The sequence below is a fragment of the Vallitalea sediminicola genome (genome assembly GCF_054408565.1).
This window is the reverse complement of the sequence record NZ_BTPT01000088.1, coordinates 1-20,855: the sequence shown is the minus strand read 5'-3', so window position 1 is coordinate 20,855 and position 20,855 is coordinate 1. Positions and strand designations below refer to the sequence as shown.

The following is a 20,855-nucleotide window of genomic DNA, read 5'->3' as shown; positions in this document are numbered from 1 at the left end:
TGTCGTATCTGTCTTATCTAGCTAACCATCCACCATCAACAGCTAATGTATAACCATTAACATAACTTCCGGCTTCTGAAGCTAAGAATACTACAGGACCAGCTAAATCTGCTGGTAATCCCCATCTATTTGCAGGTATTCTATCAAGTATTTCCTTACTTCTGTCTGGATCTGCTTTTAGAGCAGCAGTATTATTAGTATCCATATATCCTGGTGCTATTGCATTAACATTAATATTTTCTTTTGCCCATTCATTAGCTAATAATCTAGTAATACCCATTACACCGCTTTTACTTGCTGTATAAGAAGGAACTCTAATACCTCCTTGGAATGAAAGCATTGATGCAATATTAATAATCTTTCCGCCTGATTTTTGTTTCATAAATTGTTTCGCTACTGCTTGACTGAAGAAAAATACTGTTTTCACGTTAATGTTCATAACGTCATCCCAATCTTTTTCTGTAAAGTTGATAGAGTCTTCTCTACGAATGATACCTGCATTATTTACAAGAATATCTACTCTGCCTAATTTTTCTACAGTTTTATCCACAATACCTTGAATAGGATCTGTTGTAAGTAAATTAGCTTTTATTCCCAAGTATTTTCTACCTAATGCTTCTACTTTTTGTTGTGTTTCAGGTGCATCAACGTAATCAACTCCTACAATATCTGCTCCTGCTTCTGCAAGTCCTAATGTCATTCCTTGACCAAGACCAGTACTACAACCTGTGACAATAGCTACCTTGCCTTCTAGTGTAAATTTATTTGTCATTACATTTACCTCCTAATATTATGTTTTCTAGGAATATCTATTTTAAAAATTATTTTAAGTCAGTAATTTTCAAGTGATCCATATCATCAAAAGCTTTATTTTCGCCAACCATACCCCAAATGAATGTATAGGCACTTGTTCCACAACCTGAATGGATTGACCAGCTTGGTGAAATAACCGCTTGTTCATTCTTCATAACAATATGTCTAGTTTCAGTTGGTTCGCCCATGTAATGGAATACTGCTGAATCTTCTGGAATATCAAAATATACGTATACTTCCATTCTTCTTTCATGCGTATGCGCTGGCATTGTATTCCATACGTTACCTGGAGCCATCTTAGTAAGACCCATTGACAACTGACAACTTTCCATCACTTCTGGATGAATATATTGATATATAGTTCTCTTATTACAATTTTCATCTAAACCTAAGTTAACTTGTTTTGCATTCTTAATGTCAATATGTACATTTTTATAAGTTTTGTGAGCTGGTGCACTTAAGCTATAGAATTTAGCTGGATTTTTAGGATCATCGCTTGTAAATAAAACTTCTTTGGCTCCCATACCTACATAAAGTCCATCTCTCTCATTTATTTTATATACTTCTCCGTCAACCTTGATTTGACCTTTTCCACCAATGTTGATTACACCTAATTCTCTTCTTTCTAAGAAAGAATTAGTTCCTAAGTTTTTCCATACATCTAGATTTTCATCTAAAGTGATAGCTTTGTCTCCTGGGCATATACCCATTGTAATTATTCTATCAATGTGACTATAAACACGTTTGATTTTTCCTGCAACGAATAAATCTTCGATTAAAAATTCTTCTCTAAGTCTATCCGTAGTATAATGCTTAGCATCTCTTGAATTTGATGGTTGTCTTATTTCCATGATATTGTTCATCCTTTCTATATCAGTTTCACTATTTGAAACTTACTCTCATTTATATATATTTTATCATTGGTTAAGGGTAATGTCAATATTATTTTCATTTAATAATACTCAGTTTCACTATATGAAACTAAAAATGAATAATATTAAAAGAAGCATCTGCTTCTTAACTTGCGATTATTAAGATCATTAACCAATTTCTCATTCATTTATAGCATTTTATTTAGCTATATAACCCATACGTTTAGATATTTTTTCAGCGGTGTTTTTAACTTCGCGAATTATGTCAGCGTCTTTATTTTCTAGAAACTCTTTGTTAGTTCCTGCAGTACTTACAGCTGCAATTATTTTCCCTCTATAATCATATATTGGAGATGCGATACAGTAAATCCCCACTTCATGCTCTTGATTATCTATAGCAAAACCTTCTATTCTAGCTTGCTCTATCTCTTTAATGACTTTTTCAGGATCTAATAATGTAGTAGGAGTAAAACTAGTAAATTCTTGTCCTTCTAATAATTTTAGTATTCTATCATTACTCCATTGTAAAAGCAATGCTTTCCCCACTGATGAACAATAGATAGGTATTCTTTTACCTATTTGAGAATACATTCTTATAGAGTGAATAGGTTCAATTTTTTCAATAAAGACAGCATCTCCATTAGAATATGTAGCTAGTTGAACTGGTTGATTTAGTTTATAAGACATCTCCCTAAGATATGGAAGAGCTTCTGTTTTGAGTTCAATATTATTTAATCTTATACTACTGAGCTCTACCATTTTGAGTCCTATTATATATCTATTCGTTTGTTCATTTTTTTCAACAAAACCTTTGTTTAATAAAGTCATAAGTAATCTATGAATAGTACTTTTATTAAGTTCGATCTTATTTTCTATTTCTTTTGCTGTTAAACCATTTACCTCTTGAGATAATATTTCCAATACAGTTAGTGCTCTATCCACTGTTTGCAATGTACTTTTTTGCATAATATCCTCCTACATTAACTCTCTTATAGTTATGTTTCCTTGTATTATAGCAAATTTAAATATTAGTGTAAATAGTTGTAGGTATAGATTATGATTAATATTACTTAACATTCATTTTAATAATTACAACAAAAACATCAACTACTAAAACAAATATAACATTAAAAAGCAAAAACTTGACAACTTCATTCATTTTGACATTCAGTATATATTCAATAAGTTTTAATACCAGAAAAATTAATTCATTCATAAATATAATTATAAAAACAAATGGTAATACACTTAAATTAATATAAATCGAAGTCCATTCACCTATAATAATATCTGATATAAAAAACCCTAAACCTGTAAGTAAATAAACAATTATAATTAGTAAAAATTGAATATGCGAAGGTGGTGTTTCTAAGCTATTAGTATAATACTCTTTAAATAACTTAGGATTTGGTTTAGAGTATTTACTTACAGGGGGTAATCTTAAAGTATTCCTTATACTGCTCGCTGGATATCTTAGAACATAATAACTCCAACTTTTAAAATTATGTTTACGATGAGCTTTATCTTTTTCATATCTATGATAGTTAATTGGTATAAATACAGTTTTATTAAATATCATAAAAAGTCCAACTGATAAAACCAAAATCATCATAACTACTATCTTGATATCTATCGAAATGATTATACTTATAGTCTCAATATTACAAATTAAGGCTACAATTAAAAACATAAGGCAACTAAAAAGAATTGCAGTTAAATATACTCCAAATCTTCTCTTCTTATTAACTTCTTTCAACGCTTCATCTTGTCGACGAATAGCAAAAACACTAATGATTGGTAATACGATTAGTAAAAATATGTAAAATTCTATGCTATACATAAAAAACTCCTATACAATTATTTTATTAAATTTTGCCATTATAAATCATGTGTACTATTTCTTTAATTATTGACCATGCACCATCCCCTGTATTGGAAATTACTGTATAAGTTATATCTTTTTCTCTAACGATTGCTGATTTGAAAGATATTCCAGCATCACATCCGACAATATATTCTTCTACTGGCTTTCCTTTTTCTTCATATACCCAGATTCCATGACCATAATATGTATTTTCACCTTCTGACTCAGCCTTAACATGAGGTTTAATATATAAGTCAACCATATTTTCCGATAATATTTTATTGCTTAATAAAGCATCCCATAAAATATACAAATCACTTAGTGTAGTAAATGCACCTCCATCCCCTCCACCAACTATTGGTAGATTATATATATTTGTTCTCCAGCCAATGTCATCTTTGACATAACCCAGAGCTGCATTTTCTGGCAATCTATTCAATGGGTAGAATCCTGAATTATTCATACCAATTGCTTCAAAGATATTTTGTTCCACATAATCTTTATATGGCATTTTAGAGATTTCAGCTATAATAGCCGCTAGCAATACAAAACCACCATTACAATACGCAAATGATTTTCCTGGTGAAAAATTCATTTCTTCTTGAGGGAAAACTGGGAAATAATCTTTTGGTTCTTTTAATTCATACCAAGGTATATCCACAAAAAAATTATCAAAATCATCTACTTTATCTTCATCAAAATAGTCTGGGATACCTGATGTATGAGTTAATAATTGTCTAATAGTAATATCTTTTGAATATAGGTCAAACTTATATTTGATTATATCAAAAACTTTTGTTTCAAGTGAGATTTTCTCATCTTCAATTAATTTTCCTATAGATAATGCTGTAAAAAATTTTGTACCTGATGCAATACCAAACTTTGTTTCTATGTTGTTTTCTACTCTATTACTGCGATCTGCGTATCCACTTGCTTTTTCATAGATGATTTCCCCTTGTTTTTTAATTGATATAACTCCTGAAAAATCATTCTTTTTTATTAATTCATTAAGACTGTTAAATATTGTTGAATCTTCCACAATAACCACTCCCTATCTATTGATTTATATTTTGATTGTATTTTTCTTGAGAATTATTTCAAAGTACTTACTAAATCCTGCAGCGGATATTGATGGGGCAAATATCTGTACCAGTTCCCATCCATCTTTTGCTTCTCTTCTGATTATTTCTCTGTAATCTTCCTTGGGATTATTGTTCCACTTTGATATCTCTACTTTTATAAACTTATATTCATACATCTTAATCCCCTTTTCTTTATATATTCATTTCTTACTATTATTGTATCTATAGATATTATGGCTTATAACATTCTGTTTTTAATAACTTATTTAATTATAGAATCCAATAAATACAAACAAAATATATTAACATGCCAAAACTAAATAGATAAGAACTTATTCTAGTTATAATAAAATAGTACTCAGAAGGTTCAGCATCTTTCACCATCAGCAAATTTGTAGCATGAAGAAAAAACAATGCTTCTGGAAAAAAATTATCAATAATAGTTATAAATAAAATAATATACCCAAATATATACCTAATTATATACTTCGATAAACTTATTTTAGCACTCCACACCTCGTTGCTTAATAAGTTACTATTTATATGAGAAATACGAATCATAGTCAATACCATTACTATTGTAACTAATACAAACATTAGAAAGAAATATAGTATTCTTATCTTCTTAATCTTGTCATCCCTTATATTTAATTCAGTTATATATTTATTTCCATAATCTTTACTTTTGTCAATAACTTCTGCATCATTTAATTGCTGATTACAATTATAACAAACAACGGCATTAATATTATTTGGTTCACCACAATATCTACAGATTTTTTTATCTTTTATAACTGTTTCAGGCTTAAATTTGTCGGTTGATTTAAATTCGTATTTATAATCTCTTGATGTCTTACTAATAAATGCACCACAATATTTACAGTTACGACTTTTATTATCAATCCACTCACCACATTTAGAACATTTGTGTTTGTCTCCATGATTATTTATTTTATTATCCATTAATAATACCTCTTTTATTAACTACAACTTAGATAGTATATGTTTGAAATTATTATTTTTCCCGATTCCTGCATTCTATTTATTCAATAAATGATATTCATGTTGTGTTTTAAGTAGTTTAAGAATTTCAGGAATTACTTTTTTTGTAAGAGGGGGTAAGCATATCAACTCTGTACCACATCTAAAATATTTCTTGCCATCAGGATATTCATATACATATCCTAATGGTTTATCTTTACATTTCCCACATTTATAACAACCTGTATACTTAAAATTAAATTCTTCAATGGCATTCTTCACACCCTCATGAAAAAACTCGGAGTAATTTTTAGTCGCGTAATATTTCATTTTTAATTTAGGTTTACCATCTACATATGAGAATTTCAAGAGATGTATTTTGGTTTTATTATTAGTAAATACATAATTAATATCGATAGTTCTTGCTCTCTTAGCTTTGTACCCCAGTTCGTATGCGAAGTCTGCTATTTCCGAATAAATTTTCTTATCTTCATCACCCAAATCATTAAGAAAATCATTTAACGCATTATTCATAGTTGTAAACCCCTTTCTATTATACCTATTGAGTATTGTTTTCCTCTTCAACTATATTAGCCGAAGTCGTTATTGAATCATACATTTCAATATTTGATTCCACATAAGATGGCATAGCTGTAAATAATACCCAAGCAAAAATATCATCATTTTCTTCAAATTCTATTAAATTAGAATAGTAGTAATTTTTCAAGCCTTCATTTTCACCAGAATACATAATAGAACGGATTTGTTTATTCTCTACATCAATAACTTTTTCTTCGGATACTATTTTCACATTTTCTCTTTTACTCATAATATCATCATTTTGAGCATAATAAACATCAAGAGGTGTTTGTCCTTCCGCTAAATCAATTTTATCAAAAACAAATATGCTGGCATATGAGCTTCCATTTGTACATTGCAAATCAAATTGCGTATCAGTAACCTTATCCCACTTTTCTGGGAAAGAAAAGCTAATATTATAATCTTCAATCACAAAATTCTTTTCCTCATTCTCTTTTAGATTACTAGTACAGCCAGTTATCATAACCATCGTTAATACCAATAATATTATTATCATCTGCTTAATATTTTTCATATAAATCCTCCTATTACAGGTTAAGTTTTAAAATATATATTACTGTTTCATATTTTTAAAATTAACTGCATTCTCGTTTATTCCATGGTCTTTTCCTGCCTAACCATCCTTGTTCTCTAAAGTATTCAACATCTGGTGGATTGGTACCTATGTACTTTTGCATCATGCGACTCACAAAAAACCATTTCCGAACTCTAAAACAAGGTTTAACTTTGCCATTATTCCTTTGAATTTTTTTTGCTACTTTTTTAGCTTTTTTATTTATCTTATTTTTTATTTTTACTGATACGCATTTCCATCTTGTTTCATAAACAGCTAATCCTATTTTGTAGGTTCTAGCAACTCCCCAAAAATCCAAACTATCTTTCATTTCTTTTAGACTGTGGTTAAAAACAGGTCCACTTGCAGTTGCTATAACTAAACCTTGTTTACGAAACATATCTTTCTCAGGACGGTGTACAATCCACATATTAGCAAAATGATCTAAAAAAACTTTCATCTGACCCGTCACATGATATGAATAAACCGGTGAAGTTAAAATAATTAAATCTGCTGATAATAATTTTTTCCGTATTGGATCTGTATACTTACTGTGTGTACATGTACCTTGTTCTTCACTAAAACATCTAAAACAAGATATACAATACTCTGGTAAATCATTGGGTAGAGAAATCTCAGTTACCTTTGCATCATCAATTTGATTTATTACTTCTTGCGCAATATTAAATGTACAACCTTTCCGTTCAGTCCCGTAAACTACAGTTACGTTCATTTTTAGCCACCTCATTTAGTTAATACTACCATTTTTCGTTGGCAAAGTAAATTGAACTAGTTTTATTACGTTATACTATTTCAAATTTAAATTTGGATATTTTATTAAGATTATCCATTTTATCATTTTCTAAAAAAGCTATTAGTATTGATTGGTCCAACACTGATATAACGAGTTGACTTGTACTATTTGTGTTTAACAAAAGTTTGTTAATCATAGAAAATATTTTGACATCTAGCCAATCATCATTAAATTCTAAGTTCCATTTATATGTTTCTTCTCCTAAATCAAAAGCTATCCATGCTTTGTTTTCATCCATATCTATATAGTCATGTATATTAGATAATTGTAGACTATCATGTGCTAAACAAACTATTTTTTCCATAACACTTACATAATCTCCTGTATCTTCAATACACTCTGTATCTAAATACCATATATTTTTTGATATGGGTTTACCACAATCTTGAGAAGTTTCAACTTCACAACCTAATGCTATTAACAAAGAACCGTATGGATCTTCTTCATATTCTTCCTTATCAAACACGTTAAAGATTTGATTTCTGTCAATATCTGGATTAATACTGATACCAACTTCTTCTAATTTCTCTAACTGGGTTTTCAATGGTATAATATCCTGTTTCTTATGTTTCTTAACATATTTCTTAGATAAAAATTCAAACATACATCCATCTCCTAAAAATAGTAATCTATCAGCTAACATCTTATGTATATTTATATGTAATTTACTTAATAATTAAACATTAGATATTCTATATTAACTTAATAATTTTCTTCAAAAAAACGGTGAATTTTATCAGCTAACATACCATCTTTATCAACAATATCATATACAAAATCAATATTAGCTGACGTATATACTCTTTGCCTATCCTTTTCTATTATAAAATTTAATAATAAAGATTCATTTTTATTTTGATTATATAATATTAAACTAAAACATATAGGTTTTGAAGATTCAATAATTTGTACACAACTTGTACCAAACAAACTTCTTTTGCATTTATAACTTTTTAATATTTTCTCTAATTCTTTTAATTTACTTAGGTCTTTAATGTTAAGTTTATTTTGTTCTATAGGATAAAATTTATGTATATTCATACTGTAAATACTATAATCATCATTAGATAATACTTGTCTTGGCAAGTAGAAAACACTTATAATTATAGATGTTATTATAATTATACCAAAATATATAAATATCTTTTTCCTGCTATAATATTCATTATGTTTTTCTTGTTTTTTATGCTTATAATAAATAACCTTAATAATATACCTTATAAGAATAATAATAGAAATGATATTTATCACAATTAACAATCCTATTACTATTCTTAGACTATCAACTAATAATTCATTAACCCATATTGGTGAATTTCTAATCATTTTTATTCTCCCATTTTGTTCTTTCATTCAAATCATTATGTTTATTTTTAATTTTAACTATTGGTTCAACATAACTCTATTTACATCTGCAAAACATTTCATATAAAAGCTTTCATCTTCAGAAGGTACTCTATTATATTTATCTAAAAATCTTTTTATTGCTTCTTCGTTAGATAAATCTTCCCCTACTAATTCTCCAGCTGTATTTAATTGATTCAATAAATCTATTATCCCATCTTTATCAAATATATTCTCATGAGATACAATATAATGGTCTGCATCACACTCTAGAATTTCATCTATCATTGGAAATAGTTTTTCCCTTGTATAACCATATACACCTTTGTACATGCCACCATAAATACAATCTCCCAAAAACAAAACTTTTTCTTCAGGAATATATATCATAGATGCATCGTTAGTGTGGTCACCCCCGATTGATTTGATTATACATGTTAATCCTCCTAGATCTATTTTAATACTATTCTCATATGTAATATCTAACTCACCTATTTCAAAATTATCTCTATCCGTAATTTCTTTTTTAATGCACTCAATTGTAAAATCAGAAAATCTACCTTCATTAACATGTTCTACTAAAGATACATCGTCCCACTTGTATTTCTTTATTTCTTCTAATTTCTCTATTGTATTATGATTAGCTATAGTCACTAACCTCATCTCTTTTATTCCAAATATATGATCCCAATGATAATGTGTAATTGCTAAATATTTTAATGGTGGAATATTTAATGCATCTAGCTCCTCTAAAAATTCTTCTGCATGTTTTGGAGAATTACCTGAGTCAACTACCAAGCTATACTTATTACCACAGATAACCCCTAGAGAAGGTCTATCTGTATCCTCGTTATGTGGCATATAATAAACTCTATCTGTTAATTTCTTAATCATATTTATGGCTTCCTTTCCAATGAAAATTTTTTATACTAATATTTTTATTAACTTCCATAAAATAAGCTAAATTCCACTCCCCATAATTATATCTGTTATGCATGTATCTTCATATCCCTCTTGAAAATCATCTGTAACACCCTCATATATCTCTGAAATTCTAAATGTTAATTTTAATTCTTCATTGGTCTCAACTTTTATATTAGGATAAAATATCTGTAAATCCATACTATCATCAATATTTAAAATTGCATAAAGATTATCATTTTTATAGAGTTCTAACTTACGTACTTTACCATTTTCTCTATATAAAGAAGGCGATTTTCGGTATCCATTGTATATTTCTATAAAACCTATACTCCAATCATAGTCAAGTATTTCAAAAGTATAATTTATACTTTCGCCTATACCATAACCTTCTGCCCCTTCTACCCATGTTGTAGACGAGTCATAGTCATCAATATTATTAATCGAATATATATCACCTTTATCACTTTTAAGTTCTGATGATGCTGTAATCTTATAATTATACCGAATATAGTTACCATTCAATTGATATTGAAGTTCTCCTATACTGAAAGCAGACCCGATATGTTCTGAATATAAGAAAATCACCCCATTCTCCTCATGTATTTGTGAATTTTTAATTTCTTCATAAGAAGTAATTTCTTTCTTTAGTAGTAAATTTTCATCCTCCAAAGTTTTAATCTCTGATTCCATTTTTACAATTTGGTCTTTTAATTTACTAATTTCAACTTCACTTTCATTGTTTTCTTTCATTGGAGCATTACAACCAGTAATACTTAATACTACGATGATTATTATTAATCTGTATTTCACTTGTATCTCCCTTCATGTAATCATTTTACAGGCTTTACGATTATCGTTGCATTTGCAATTTTATTCTTTAGTTTGTCATCTGTGATTACTCCAATATAATAATTACAAGTATCTGTTTCAGGTGCTAGTCTTGCACTTTCCAAAATGTCATAATAATACTATCGCTTATTTCAATATCTCGAAACTTTCTTACCACCTTCTTTTTCTCATAACCTCTAATAATTCCATAATATTCTCCCTCATATTATTCGTATTTTATTTATAATTCTATATGTCTAGACTTTTCATTTGTTTTACTGTCAATGGAATTCCTAATTGTATTTGCTTTTTTATGTTTTTATCTAAGTACTTTCCTCTTAAAAGTGTTCTATCACATATATTTGTTTCTTCTACAATGTATTTGGCAGTTTCTTTTCTCTGGTTAAGAGACATTCTGCTACACCAAAATTCATATTGGGATTTATTAAGTTTTTTACTGGCAATCTCAATATATTTGATATCCTCTGTTTTCTTCCCTGCTTTGATATCTCTGACTTCTTTATCTGTAAAGGGTAAGTTTAACTCAACTTTTCTTAATGCTATGTTAGATAATTCTACTCCCTTAAGTTCATCCATATTATATATTTTTTTACCATCCATTAATGATATAATTAGTGGTTGTTTATCTTCATAATCCAATTTATTCAAAAAGTTTAGTTGTTCTTTGGTTAATTTTTGCATTACATTATGTACTTCTTTATGATAATTCTTTTTATTATTAGCTTTACCTACTACTTTAAAAACTTGTTCTAATTGTTTATCGGTTAATGGTAGACCAATCAACAGTTGTTGTCTAATAATATCTGGTATTTCATTATAATCCAATAAATATAATTGTTTTTCTAATTCACATTCATTCAATTTATTAGTTATTTCATCAACCATACTATTTAGTTCTTCTTTTTTCAATAGTACTCTGTTCACTAATTTACTATCTATACCCGTATACTTTTTAACACATTCACAACCTAGATTATAAGTTATATCTAGTATTTTGTGTTTAATTACATATTGATATCTTAACGAACGTCCACATACACATTTATATGGTCTAGTGTTTTCTTCTGCCACTTTAATGTCAACTAAAATCCATTCGTTAATTTTATCTTCTATCTGTTGATTATCTTCTTCCCCATTAAGTACTATGCCTTTTAGATTTATCAGCTTTTCTTCCCATATGTCTTTAGCTGATTTTCTTATGTATTTATCTATAAACTCCTTTTGTTTGCTAGATAATTCCATTTGCAAATTATTCTCCCCCTGTTAACGGATTAATTGTTTTTATAAATGATATTGGTTCTCCGTTATGGTATAGATATTCTAGTTCATCGTGCAATTCAATAGTATCATCTTCTCCTTGGTTAGCTGAGGATTTTACTATATATAATTTTTTGTACATACTTTCTCCTTTTTCATAATTAGTTTAATTATTACTTTAGAATATTATACTCCTACCCTATACTGTAAAACATTACTTTCTGATTCATCATCAAAAAAAGACTTTATATACTTACCTTTAAACTTTTCAATAATTCTTTTGGAACCTATGTTATTTTCATCACATGTTATTATTACTTCTTCTAATCCAAGCTTTCTTGCTTCAAGTAAACCTAGTTCAACTAATTTGCTACCATAACCTTTTTTTCTATGTGTAGATTTTATTTCGTAACCGATATGACCTATCATTTGCAAGAATTCGCTGTCAACACTATGCCTAATTCTTATTACTCCAATTACCTCTCCTACATTATCTACAAGCCAAAAGCTGCTACATGGTACCCATCCTTCTGGAATATTAATCCCTTTGCTAGAATCAAGAAGGTCTTTGATGAACTCGTTAAAATCTTTTTCAGCCTTAGTATAAAGCTCATATGATTCGTAACCTGTTTCTTTAACATCTTCAATAAATTCAATAAATGACTCTCTATATACTATACTTGGTTCAACTAGTTTAATATTTTGCATAACCTTACCTCCAATTATTCTATCCTGCTGTTGGCCATCCCATTATTATTCTTGTTATTAGTCCATTATCATCTATCAACATGGTCATCCCTAAACAAAGACCTGTATCCATTGTTCCTGAAAAATACAAACCCTTTTCTTGTTTAAAACTATCTTCATCATCCCTTAAAACTTCTATCACTCTATTCATGCTATACGCTTTTTTATCATTAACATCTATGATTTCAGTGTTATAATGTTTTGCAATCTTATCTGCTGAATCACCTACTTTAACTTCCAGTGACAAAAAATAACTCTTGTTCAAAACATATTCATTACCAGTTATATCTACTCTAGTAACTCTATCATTATCTGAAATATAAAATGGATCTTCATCATCACCACAACATGTAATAACAAATTCAATATCATCATATAAAACTAGAGCAAAGTAACCGTGTAAATATGCTCCTGATTCATCTATAATATTTTTTATTTCTTTTGGTTCTCCAAAATTACTTTTTATATTACTATATGTAGTGAATGTTTCCTTACCTTCAACAATAGTATCTAAATAACTTAGATCTTCTTGGTATAGTTGGTATTGTTGATAATGATTATGCTGGTATTCTTCATTTTCTTTATCTTCTTGTATTTTTTGTATTTCTTGTTCTTCTTGTATTTTTTGTTCTTCTTTTTCTTCTATATCATTTTGTGCAATATCATTCTTCTCAATGATTTCATTTAGTTCATCAATCTTATCTTTCAATTCTGTATTTTCACTTTTGACCTCAATCAATTGATTATTAATCTTTTCAGTTTGTTTAATTAAATCTTCATCGCTAGAACAACTACATAATAATAAAGCAGTAACACCTGTTATTAGAGATACTTTAATTTTTTTATTCATAATTTCTCACCTCATAAATTTTGATATATAATAAATGCTATCCATTTAAATAAATTATATATATCAGCTGAAATTTTGTCAATTAACATTAAATTTTTACAAAAATAATATTTGTATTCATTAAAAAATCCCTTAAGCCAATAACTTTAGGGATTTTCTATACTATATATCTATACTTACTCTATACTTAATAAATATTACTCTTCTACTATTATATATTCATCTTTTTCAAAATTTACTTCTACTACTGTCCCATCAGAGAATACTGTTCTTTGCTTTGTCAATGACTCGTCAACAAATTCATGACTAACCATTTCTTTTTTCGCTATTTTCTCATGTAATTTACAAACAATCTTATTCTTTTCAATCTCGGCTCTATCTGCTTCTATATCTAGATAACCCGTTCCTCCATTGAGTAATGCATATAAAAATCCATCTTGAGATGTTGGTAGCCCCCATCCACCTTTTTTAAGTGCCCATGGAACTACTAAACACTCATGATAAACCAACGTGTATAGTGGTACTGGAATCCCAATTGCATCACCAGTATAATTCCAACCATCTAATGGTACAACCAGTGCCATGGGAGAATGATGAACCAAATCTAAATTAGGTAAAGCCCAATCAACGCATTCTTCTGAACTGATTAAAATCTTTTCTGAGCTTACATAATTAAAACATTCTCTCCTTTTTTCCATGCACTGTTTTCTACTCATTCTATGCTCTTGATGGTAACATTCATCTAGTGTAACCACAGAAAAAACATCTAGATAGGCTCCATTCAATTCAACACCATTTTTTTTCTGAATCTCGAAATTTCTCCTAACATAATAGGGTGCTAACTGAGTGCATAAGAAAGTCTGTTTTCCCCCAGCCCATTCAGACTCTACTGTTATATCATCATCACTATTATGGATGGCATGTCCTTTATCATAAGTTTCGGCATCAAGATAGTAATCTCTATATTGGTCATGTATCGCAAAAATGTAATTCAATTTCTTACATGTATCAGATATGCTCTTCATTCCTTCCCAACCACCGGCTTGCTCACAAGGAGGAAAAACATCTGGATGAAGATTATCATAACCTCTCTTGCCCCATCCATCAAGATGAAGATAGGCTTTTTCTACTCCCTTATTTTTAAGCTCTTGTAGTTGTTTAATTCTGTCAGAAAAAGATACCAATGAATCATTTTTTTCTGGATGCTCTCTATCATAAATATCACTTGTTGGCTCAGTGTGATTATAAATATACGAATGAATAACAGGCGAACCTATAAGTTGGTTGATATTAGGATTTTGGATTGCCTTTTCTTCTAAAGTGACTATACCTTTTTGCTGTTTGACATATTTTTTATATACTTTACATAGTCGATTATAATCACATTCATCCATAAATGAGTATTTTATCTTTCTATTATAACCAATTTCTCCAAGTGAAGGATACCAAACAGAAGCTATATTAGTATCACCCCCAGCTGGATGTACTAATTCATAGCCTCCATCCCAAGGTGTTTCTGCTATAGCTATATATCCATTTTCCTCTTCAATCTGCCCCCACCATGGCATATAGGCACCTCTTGTATAATATCTTCCATTATCCATTGCGTGTACTTCTTTTGGCCAGTTATTGGGAATAATACAACCTAGCATCATTGGTACTACTGTATAATTGTTCTTTTCCTTCTTCATGAAATCAAATGGTCCAGGCCAGACAATTTTTTTAATGATACCTTGGACCTCTCTAATTGGTATTAATTCGAAATGAACATCCTCATAAATATTATCGATCCAAATGGATATCTCAAAAGAAAGATCTATTTCTTGTTTTTCTATCTCAAAATTTGATAATATACATTTAATTCCTCTTCCTATACCTGTATCAAAAGACTCATTAGTCATTGTCTTGGCATTTTCAAAATATAACTTATGTATTTTCTCCTTATGAACAACATCAATGTAAGGCTTGAAATCTTTTTTTTGATACCATGTCTTATTAGGAGTTCTAACACTGAAACTGAAATCATTTTTATTATATGATAATATTAGGTTTTCTGAGTTATTTATAATTATTTGCTGTTCTACCACTTATTTTTCCTCCATATCTTTAATAGTTGTAGTTAAACATTCCGATAGTTTCTTTCTATATTTTTAAAAGCTTTTAAGCATTTGATACTATATCCTCTACTCTCATCTGTAATATTACGTTCAGTTCGTAACATCTCCTTATATCCCATATCAAATTCTTCTTTAGCTTTATCTACTTGCCCTAATAAGTTATAGACTTTACCACGTATATAATGAGTTTCTGACACTGGTTTTCTCATACTATCTCCATAATGTATATTTGAAGGATAGTTAACCATTTTATCTATATATTCTTCTAAACAAGATAAATCATTATTATTGATAGCCTCTTTTATTAGCTCCTTATATATAATTTGATAAAGATGTCCACTATTTTCTTTTCCTTCCCAATTGTATAACTCATCTTTTGCTATAACTTCAAGAGCTTTTTCATTTTCACCAATATTTATTAAACTACTGACCATAGCATATATAATACGATTTTTATTATCTACCTGTTGCCAAACAGAAATTAGTTCACGTTGTTTTTGTTTATTATCTTGTAATTGGTACATTTCATTAAGTAATATTAAACTATCCTCATTCTTAATTGATTGAAGCTCTATATCCTGTTCTAGATAATAACAAGCCCTATCAATATCATTTTCTCTTTTATAATAGAAATATCCTAAATTCCTTAACAGAACTGTATATCGCAAACCTTTTCCATAAGCCAGTAAAAATAAATTTTCAGCATTTTTATAATCTCCGATTCCATAATAATAATTGCCTAATAAATATGCTATCTTACCAGAATCATCAATATCTTCATATTCTCTCAGTACTTTAGCAGTAACATTATCTTTGAAAAAGCAATAATCTATTTGCGAATTTTTTATTAAGTTCAAGTCAATTTTTTCTGCTTTAGATATTTGGTCGCAAGAATATTTTATATATGTGTTATGAAGGATATTGGGTTCATTGATATATTGTAACAATTCAATTGTATCCGTATGACAATTAAGTGCTGTATATTCTCGTACTAATGATAATAGTAATCCATTTACATCAAGTATAGAGTTAATGCTAGAACCATCTTCATCATATCCTTGTCTGTCCTTTTCTACTAATAAGTAAGGTGATACAATATTTTCTGAACAGAGTATTTCCTTAGCTTTTTTCGATTGACCATTGTAGCGATATGCAACGCAGAGCAAAAACAGAATATATGAATCATTTATATTTTTATATTGTTCTAGCATTATGATTGTTTCTCTATAATAACCCAATTTTATATTAATCTTTGCAATCTCAATTATAGATGCTTTTTTAAGTGAAAGGCTTGAGATATCAAATAATAACTTACGAGACAATCTAATATCTCCTTGTCTATCTAGCAGTATAGCAATCATAAAACGTACTTCATCATCTACTGGATTATAGTCTAATATTTGTTGAAAATACAATCTAGCCTGAGTATATTTCTCTTGTTTGAAATACATTATCCCTAATCTTTTTTTGGTTAATAAGCAACTTTGATTATACTTTAAATTAGTATTATATAATATTAATGCATCATCATCTTCTCCTCGAGACTCCTTATAATAAGCTGTATTATATAATTTCCCTATTTCATCTTTAGTAAGTTCTTCTTTATTGCTTACTTTTTTTAATAAACTCTCTATTTTTTCGACACTGCGATTCATTCTAACATCAGTGAATAGATTAATAGCTGGATATGTTTCTAAAAATTCATCTCTCTCACCGTAATGTAAAATTATTTCTTCGTCTTCTGTTATTTTAATTTCTAAAGTGCTAACGCTGAATGTTTTATCTGGAATATCTATCTTTAATTCTGTTATCTCATCAGCATTAAGATTAATAGACTTATCTATGATATAATCATTTATCTTTACAGTAAGATTGCACTGTCCGAAATTCTTGACAGCTGAGAATCTTAAATTCAAGTTATTGTTCTCTATAGAATGATTCATAGCAACATATTTATCCCCATATGTTATGTTTCCTAGAGAATTTACAGGATACCATATCTCAGACCATTCTATACTTTCATGTGGTTTCATGAAATTAAACACTGATTGTGTTTCATAAAGACCACTTTGTATCTCTAGATATTCTTCGTTATTTTCAGTAAGAGCATGATTCCATGCTTTTCCTAAATTATCTTTTCCCCAAGCAAAAAACTTAGCTCCCTTTACTTGTTTTCTATCAGCATAATGAACAATACCAAAATCTTGTTGTTTATAATATATTCCAAAGAAATTGTCTGTGAGCAATTTCCCAAAAGTTTCATATACAGATGGTATATCATCTGCTTCTCTATAATCAATATTTTCATAATAAGGCCATTTTAGATAGTAAGGACATATATGATTGACACACCAGTCAAAAGGATATACAAGTCTTAAATCTTCTGTATCTTGTATTGCCGCATTTGTCCAAAAATAATATCTATTTTCTACAGGGGTAGGATTATTTAGATGTACTCTCTGCTCCAAGTAAGATGAATCATTATATAATGTTAATGTTACTTGCCAATTCATGGATGATATTTGTTCTATATTTCCAAATGTAACTGATGCACTATCATTAGTTTGATTTAGCGTATAATGTACTGAATCATAGGATGTTGGAGAATGACTAATAGGAAAATTGAATTCTATTCCTCCAGCAAACCATGCACCTCTTGTACCGACTAGCTGTGGTTTTATTACTTTATTGTAATAAAAAATATCTTTATTATTTCGTTTATCAAATATACGTTGTACTCTTCCTCCTAACTGAGGCAATACTTCCACTAACAAATATTTGTTTTCCAATACAACAATCGTATATTCTTTATCTTCAACTTCATTGGTACAACCATTTTGAAGTGTATATGGATATGGATTAAGACATCTTCCATGCATATCAAACATGGGATTTTTTTCGTCAGGTGTTAATTTATATGTAGGCATGTTTCTTTTAATCTCACAAACAGTTGTATTATACATAAAAATCCTCCTTAAATATTTTTTCTTGTTTTAATATTAATCCTTACAATAATAATTTCACATGAAAAAATCAGATTATTTTATGTAAAATACCGATATCATTTTTTAACTATATCATTTATAATAAACCTATAGACTTATTTATATGACATTTCAATCTAGAAGGAGTCTGAATAATGTTATTAGAAAAAATGTATTTTGAAGAAATATGTCCATATGTAAGAAATGTAGGAATAGAAGTATTTAATAAAACCAGAACTTCTATACGAAGAATATATGATCATGAATTTATATTAGGTTTTGAAGGTTCTACTTCCTTAACTATAGAAGATAGAGTTTATACAATTAATGAAGATGATTTAATATTAATCAAACCTAATCTACCTCATGAATTCAAAATACCTAATAAATATTCTGGAGCAATATATTGGGTACACTTTGATTTCAAACATTTTTTTGATGGAAATTATATAGATTACAAAAACTTAGAATTCAATGAATCTCTATATAGAAGTTCTTTGCAATGGGATTCACTTATCAGAAAAGACCCTGTCTTTGAAAACGGCTTCAGATTTCCTGAATTCACTCATTTAAAAGATAGTAGCATCATCAAAGATATCTTCATTAAGCTTAATGATACTTTTAAGAAACAGGAAATGTTTTGGCAACTAGAATGTAGACATCTTATGCTTCAATTTTTTAACATCTATCTAAAAGAGTGTTTTAAAGAACATATCTACCATAAGAACACAAGTGGTTCTAGTATTTCTGACTATATGCAAAAATATGTAAACAAGAATATACGAAACAAATTGACACTAAAAAGTATGTCTGGAATCTTAGGCTATAATGCTGAGTATCTTGGTAAAATATTTATTAAAGAAACTGGTGAGCCTTTTTCAGATTTTGTTAATAAGCTTAGACTTAAAAAAGCTTTTGAATTAATTAAAACCAGCTCTCTAACCTTATCAAACATATCCGAATTATGTGGTTTCAGCGATCCTTTTTATTTTAGCAAAGTCATGAAAAAATATACTGATAGAAGTCCACGTGAAATAAAAAAGAGTCTAAAATCTGACAATACATTTTAATATAATTATAGGGTTGACTCATGAGTCAACCCTATTAAATCAGTGATGTTTATTTAGGTACATTTTTCCAATCATTAAGAAATCTCTCGATTCCTATATCTGTAAGTGGGTGTTTAGTCATTTGAACTATTACTTTGTAAGGTATTGTAGATATATCTGCTCCAGCCAAAGCTGCTTGCGAAGCATGTAGAGGACTTCTAATACTCGCAGCGATAATTTCAGTTTCTATATCATGCATATAAAATATTTCTGATATATCCTCAACTAAATCCATACCAACTGTATCAATATCATCTAACCTTCCTATAAATGGACTAACATAAGTTGCTCCAGCTCTTGCTGCAAGTAAAGCTTGTGTAGCTGAAAATATTAATGTAACATTTGTTTTTATTCCTTCAGCAGTAAGAATTTTTACTGCTTTCAATCCTTCAACAGTCATAGGAATCTTGATTACAATATTTTTATGTATGGTAGCAAGCTCACGAGCTTCCTCTATCATACCTTTAGATTCAAGACTTATTACTTCTGCACTTATTGGTCCATCAATAATACCTGTAATCTCAGTAACAACTTCTTTAAAATCTCTACCCTCTTTTGCTATTAAAGAAGGATTAGTTGTAACCCCACAAATTACACCCATTTCTTCTGCTTCTTTAATTTCATTAACATTAGCTGTATCTATAAATATTTTCATTTCCTATCTCCCTTCTTTTATTTTACATATTAATATTATCAGAATAACTGGGTTTTATAAAGTCTTTTCATATATATTTTTACTATTTGATATTTCCTGAAAACTTAATCAAAGAAAAAGCACTCACAGATGTAAGGCTTCATCCTAATTGGTAAAGATATTTTTATACTTTTAATTATCGCATTTATTAAGTAAATCTTGCAACTCTGCAGCTTGATGTCCTTCTTCTTCTGCAAATTTCTTAAAAGAGCTGCTGATTTCCTCGTCTTCTATATTTTTTGCATGACATTCATAATCACGTACTTTTTCTTGTGTATCCAATATAGCTTTTTTCAAACAATCTTTTGGTGATAACTCCATAATATACCTCCTAGAAATTTAATCATATTTATTTTAACCTATTTTTATAGTAATATTCTACTTGAATTGAAAAATTAAGT

Annotated in this window: 23 protein-coding genes; 1 reads left to right on the top strand and 22 read right to left on the bottom strand. The window is 28.8% G+C overall.

Annotated features, from left to right (window positions below; genetic code table 11):
* Positions 1-13: 13 nt before the first annotated feature.
* From kduD to ACX6CF_RS24870, 20 genes are all read right to left on the bottom strand, one after another.
* Positions 14-772, bottom strand: coding sequence for a 2-dehydro-3-deoxy-D-gluconate 5-dehydrogenase KduD (gene kduD / locus ACX6CF_RS24965; protein ID WP_458788099.1), 759 nt, complete (start codon positions 770-772; stop codon positions 14-16).
* A 49-nt stretch (positions 773-821) separates the two neighbouring features.
* A complete protein-coding gene (kduI, locus tag ACX6CF_RS24960) occupies positions 822-1,664 on the bottom strand; it encodes a 5-dehydro-4-deoxy-D-glucuronate isomerase (RefSeq protein WP_458788098.1) in 843 nt (280 codons plus the stop codon).
* A gap of 219 nt (positions 1,665-1,883) precedes the next feature.
* Positions 1,884-2,651, bottom strand: coding sequence for an IclR family transcriptional regulator (locus ACX6CF_RS24955; RefSeq protein WP_458788097.1), 768 nt, complete (start codon positions 2,649-2,651; stop codon positions 1,884-1,886).
* A gap of 100 nt (positions 2,652-2,751) precedes the next feature.
* Positions 2,752-3,525: a hypothetical protein gene (locus tag ACX6CF_RS24950; protein ID WP_458788096.1), complete on the bottom strand. Its 774-nt coding sequence runs from the start codon at positions 3,523-3,525 to the stop codon at positions 2,752-2,754.
* A 25-nt stretch (positions 3,526-3,550) separates the two neighbouring features.
* Positions 3,551-4,588: a serine hydrolase domain-containing protein gene (locus tag ACX6CF_RS24945; protein ID WP_458788095.1), complete on the bottom strand. Its 1,038-nt coding sequence runs from the start codon at positions 4,586-4,588 to the stop codon at positions 3,551-3,553.
* 24 nt (positions 4,589-4,612) lie between these two features.
* Positions 4,613-4,807 (bottom strand): DUF4177 domain-containing protein, encoded by a 195-nt coding sequence (locus tag ACX6CF_RS24940; protein WP_458788094.1) that lies wholly within the window; start codon positions 4,805-4,807, stop codon positions 4,613-4,615.
* Positions 4,808-4,901: 94 nt separating this feature from the next.
* A complete protein-coding gene (locus ACX6CF_RS24935; RefSeq protein WP_458788093.1) occupies positions 4,902-5,594 on the bottom strand; it encodes a hypothetical protein in 693 nt (230 codons plus the stop codon).
* Positions 5,595-5,669: 75 nt separating this feature from the next.
* On the bottom strand, positions 5,670-6,146 hold the full coding sequence (locus ACX6CF_RS24930) for a hypothetical protein (protein ID WP_458788092.1): 477 nt from the start codon (positions 6,144-6,146) through the stop codon (positions 5,670-5,672).
* Between the two features lie 25 nt (positions 6,147-6,171).
* Complete coding sequence (locus ACX6CF_RS24925) at positions 6,172-6,726, bottom strand: hypothetical protein (RefSeq protein WP_458788091.1); 555 nt, start codon at positions 6,724-6,726, stop codon at positions 6,172-6,174.
* A 61-nt stretch (positions 6,727-6,787) separates the two neighbouring features.
* On the bottom strand, positions 6,788-7,498 hold the full coding sequence (locus ACX6CF_RS24920) for a flavodoxin family protein (protein WP_458788090.1): 711 nt from the start codon (positions 7,496-7,498) through the stop codon (positions 6,788-6,790).
* Positions 7,499-7,568: 70 nt separating this feature from the next.
* Complete coding sequence (locus tag ACX6CF_RS24915) at positions 7,569-8,183, bottom strand: hypothetical protein (RefSeq protein ID WP_458788089.1); 615 nt, start codon at positions 8,181-8,183, stop codon at positions 7,569-7,571.
* A gap of 98 nt (positions 8,184-8,281) precedes the next feature.
* A complete protein-coding gene (locus ACX6CF_RS24910; protein WP_458788088.1) occupies positions 8,282-8,905 on the bottom strand; it encodes a hypothetical protein in 624 nt (207 codons plus the stop codon).
* Between the two features lie 57 nt (positions 8,906-8,962).
* Entirely contained in the window at positions 8,963-9,817 is an 855-nt protein-coding gene (locus tag ACX6CF_RS24905) for an MBL fold metallo-hydrolase (RefSeq protein ID WP_458788087.1), read from the bottom strand.
* A 66-nt stretch (positions 9,818-9,883) separates the two neighbouring features.
* Positions 9,884-10,657 carry an NADase-type glycan-binding domain-containing protein gene (locus tag ACX6CF_RS24900; RefSeq protein WP_458788086.1) on the bottom strand — a complete coding sequence of 258 codons (774 nt, stop codon included), beginning with the start codon at positions 10,655-10,657 and terminating at the stop codon, positions 9,884-9,886.
* A gap of 267 nt (positions 10,658-10,924) precedes the next feature.
* Positions 10,925-11,944 carry a hypothetical protein gene (locus ACX6CF_RS24895; RefSeq protein WP_458788085.1) on the bottom strand — a complete coding sequence of 340 codons (1,020 nt, stop codon included), beginning with the start codon at positions 11,942-11,944 and terminating at the stop codon, positions 10,925-10,927.
* A gap of 1 nt (position 11,945) precedes the next feature.
* On the bottom strand, positions 11,946-12,095 hold the full coding sequence (locus tag ACX6CF_RS24890; protein ID WP_458788084.1) for a hypothetical protein: 150 nt from the start codon (positions 12,093-12,095) through the stop codon (positions 11,946-11,948).
* Between the two features lie 44 nt (positions 12,096-12,139).
* The gene (locus tag ACX6CF_RS24885) at positions 12,140-12,661 is read right to left on the bottom strand and encodes a GNAT family N-acetyltransferase (RefSeq protein WP_458788083.1); all 522 of its coding nucleotides are present in this window, start codon (positions 12,659-12,661) and stop codon (positions 12,140-12,142) included.
* Positions 12,662-12,680: 19 nt separating this feature from the next.
* Positions 12,681-13,550: a hypothetical protein gene (locus ACX6CF_RS24880; protein WP_458788082.1), complete on the bottom strand. Its 870-nt coding sequence runs from the start codon at positions 13,548-13,550 to the stop codon at positions 12,681-12,683.
* Between the two features lie 197 nt (positions 13,551-13,747).
* Entirely contained in the window at positions 13,748-15,637 is a 1,890-nt protein-coding gene (locus ACX6CF_RS24875) for a DUF5696 domain-containing protein (RefSeq protein ID WP_458788081.1), read from the bottom strand.
* Between the two features lie 32 nt (positions 15,638-15,669).
* The gene (locus tag ACX6CF_RS24870; protein ID WP_458788080.1) at positions 15,670-18,630 is read right to left on the bottom strand and encodes a DUF5107 domain-containing protein; all 2,961 of its coding nucleotides are present in this window, start codon (positions 18,628-18,630) and stop codon (positions 15,670-15,672) included.
* A gap of 176 nt (positions 18,631-18,806) precedes the next feature.
* Here ACX6CF_RS24870 and ACX6CF_RS24865 point away from each other — a divergent pair, with 176 nt between their 5' ends.
* Entirely contained in the window at positions 18,807-19,721 is a 915-nt protein-coding gene (locus ACX6CF_RS24865; RefSeq protein ID WP_458788079.1) for an AraC family transcriptional regulator, read from the top strand.
* A 49-nt stretch (positions 19,722-19,770) separates the two neighbouring features.
* Here ACX6CF_RS24865 and fsa read toward each other — a convergent pair whose 3' ends face one another.
* Together fsa and ACX6CF_RS24855 are read right to left on the bottom strand one after the other, a co-directional pair.
* On the bottom strand, positions 19,771-20,415 hold the full coding sequence (gene fsa / locus ACX6CF_RS24860) for a fructose-6-phosphate aldolase (protein ID WP_458788078.1): 645 nt from the start codon (positions 20,413-20,415) through the stop codon (positions 19,771-19,773).
* 171 nt (positions 20,416-20,586) lie between these two features.
* Positions 20,587-20,775 (bottom strand): hypothetical protein, encoded by a 189-nt coding sequence (locus ACX6CF_RS24855; RefSeq protein WP_458788077.1) that lies wholly within the window; start codon positions 20,773-20,775, stop codon positions 20,587-20,589.
* Between the last annotated feature and the right edge of the window lie 80 nt (positions 20,776-20,855).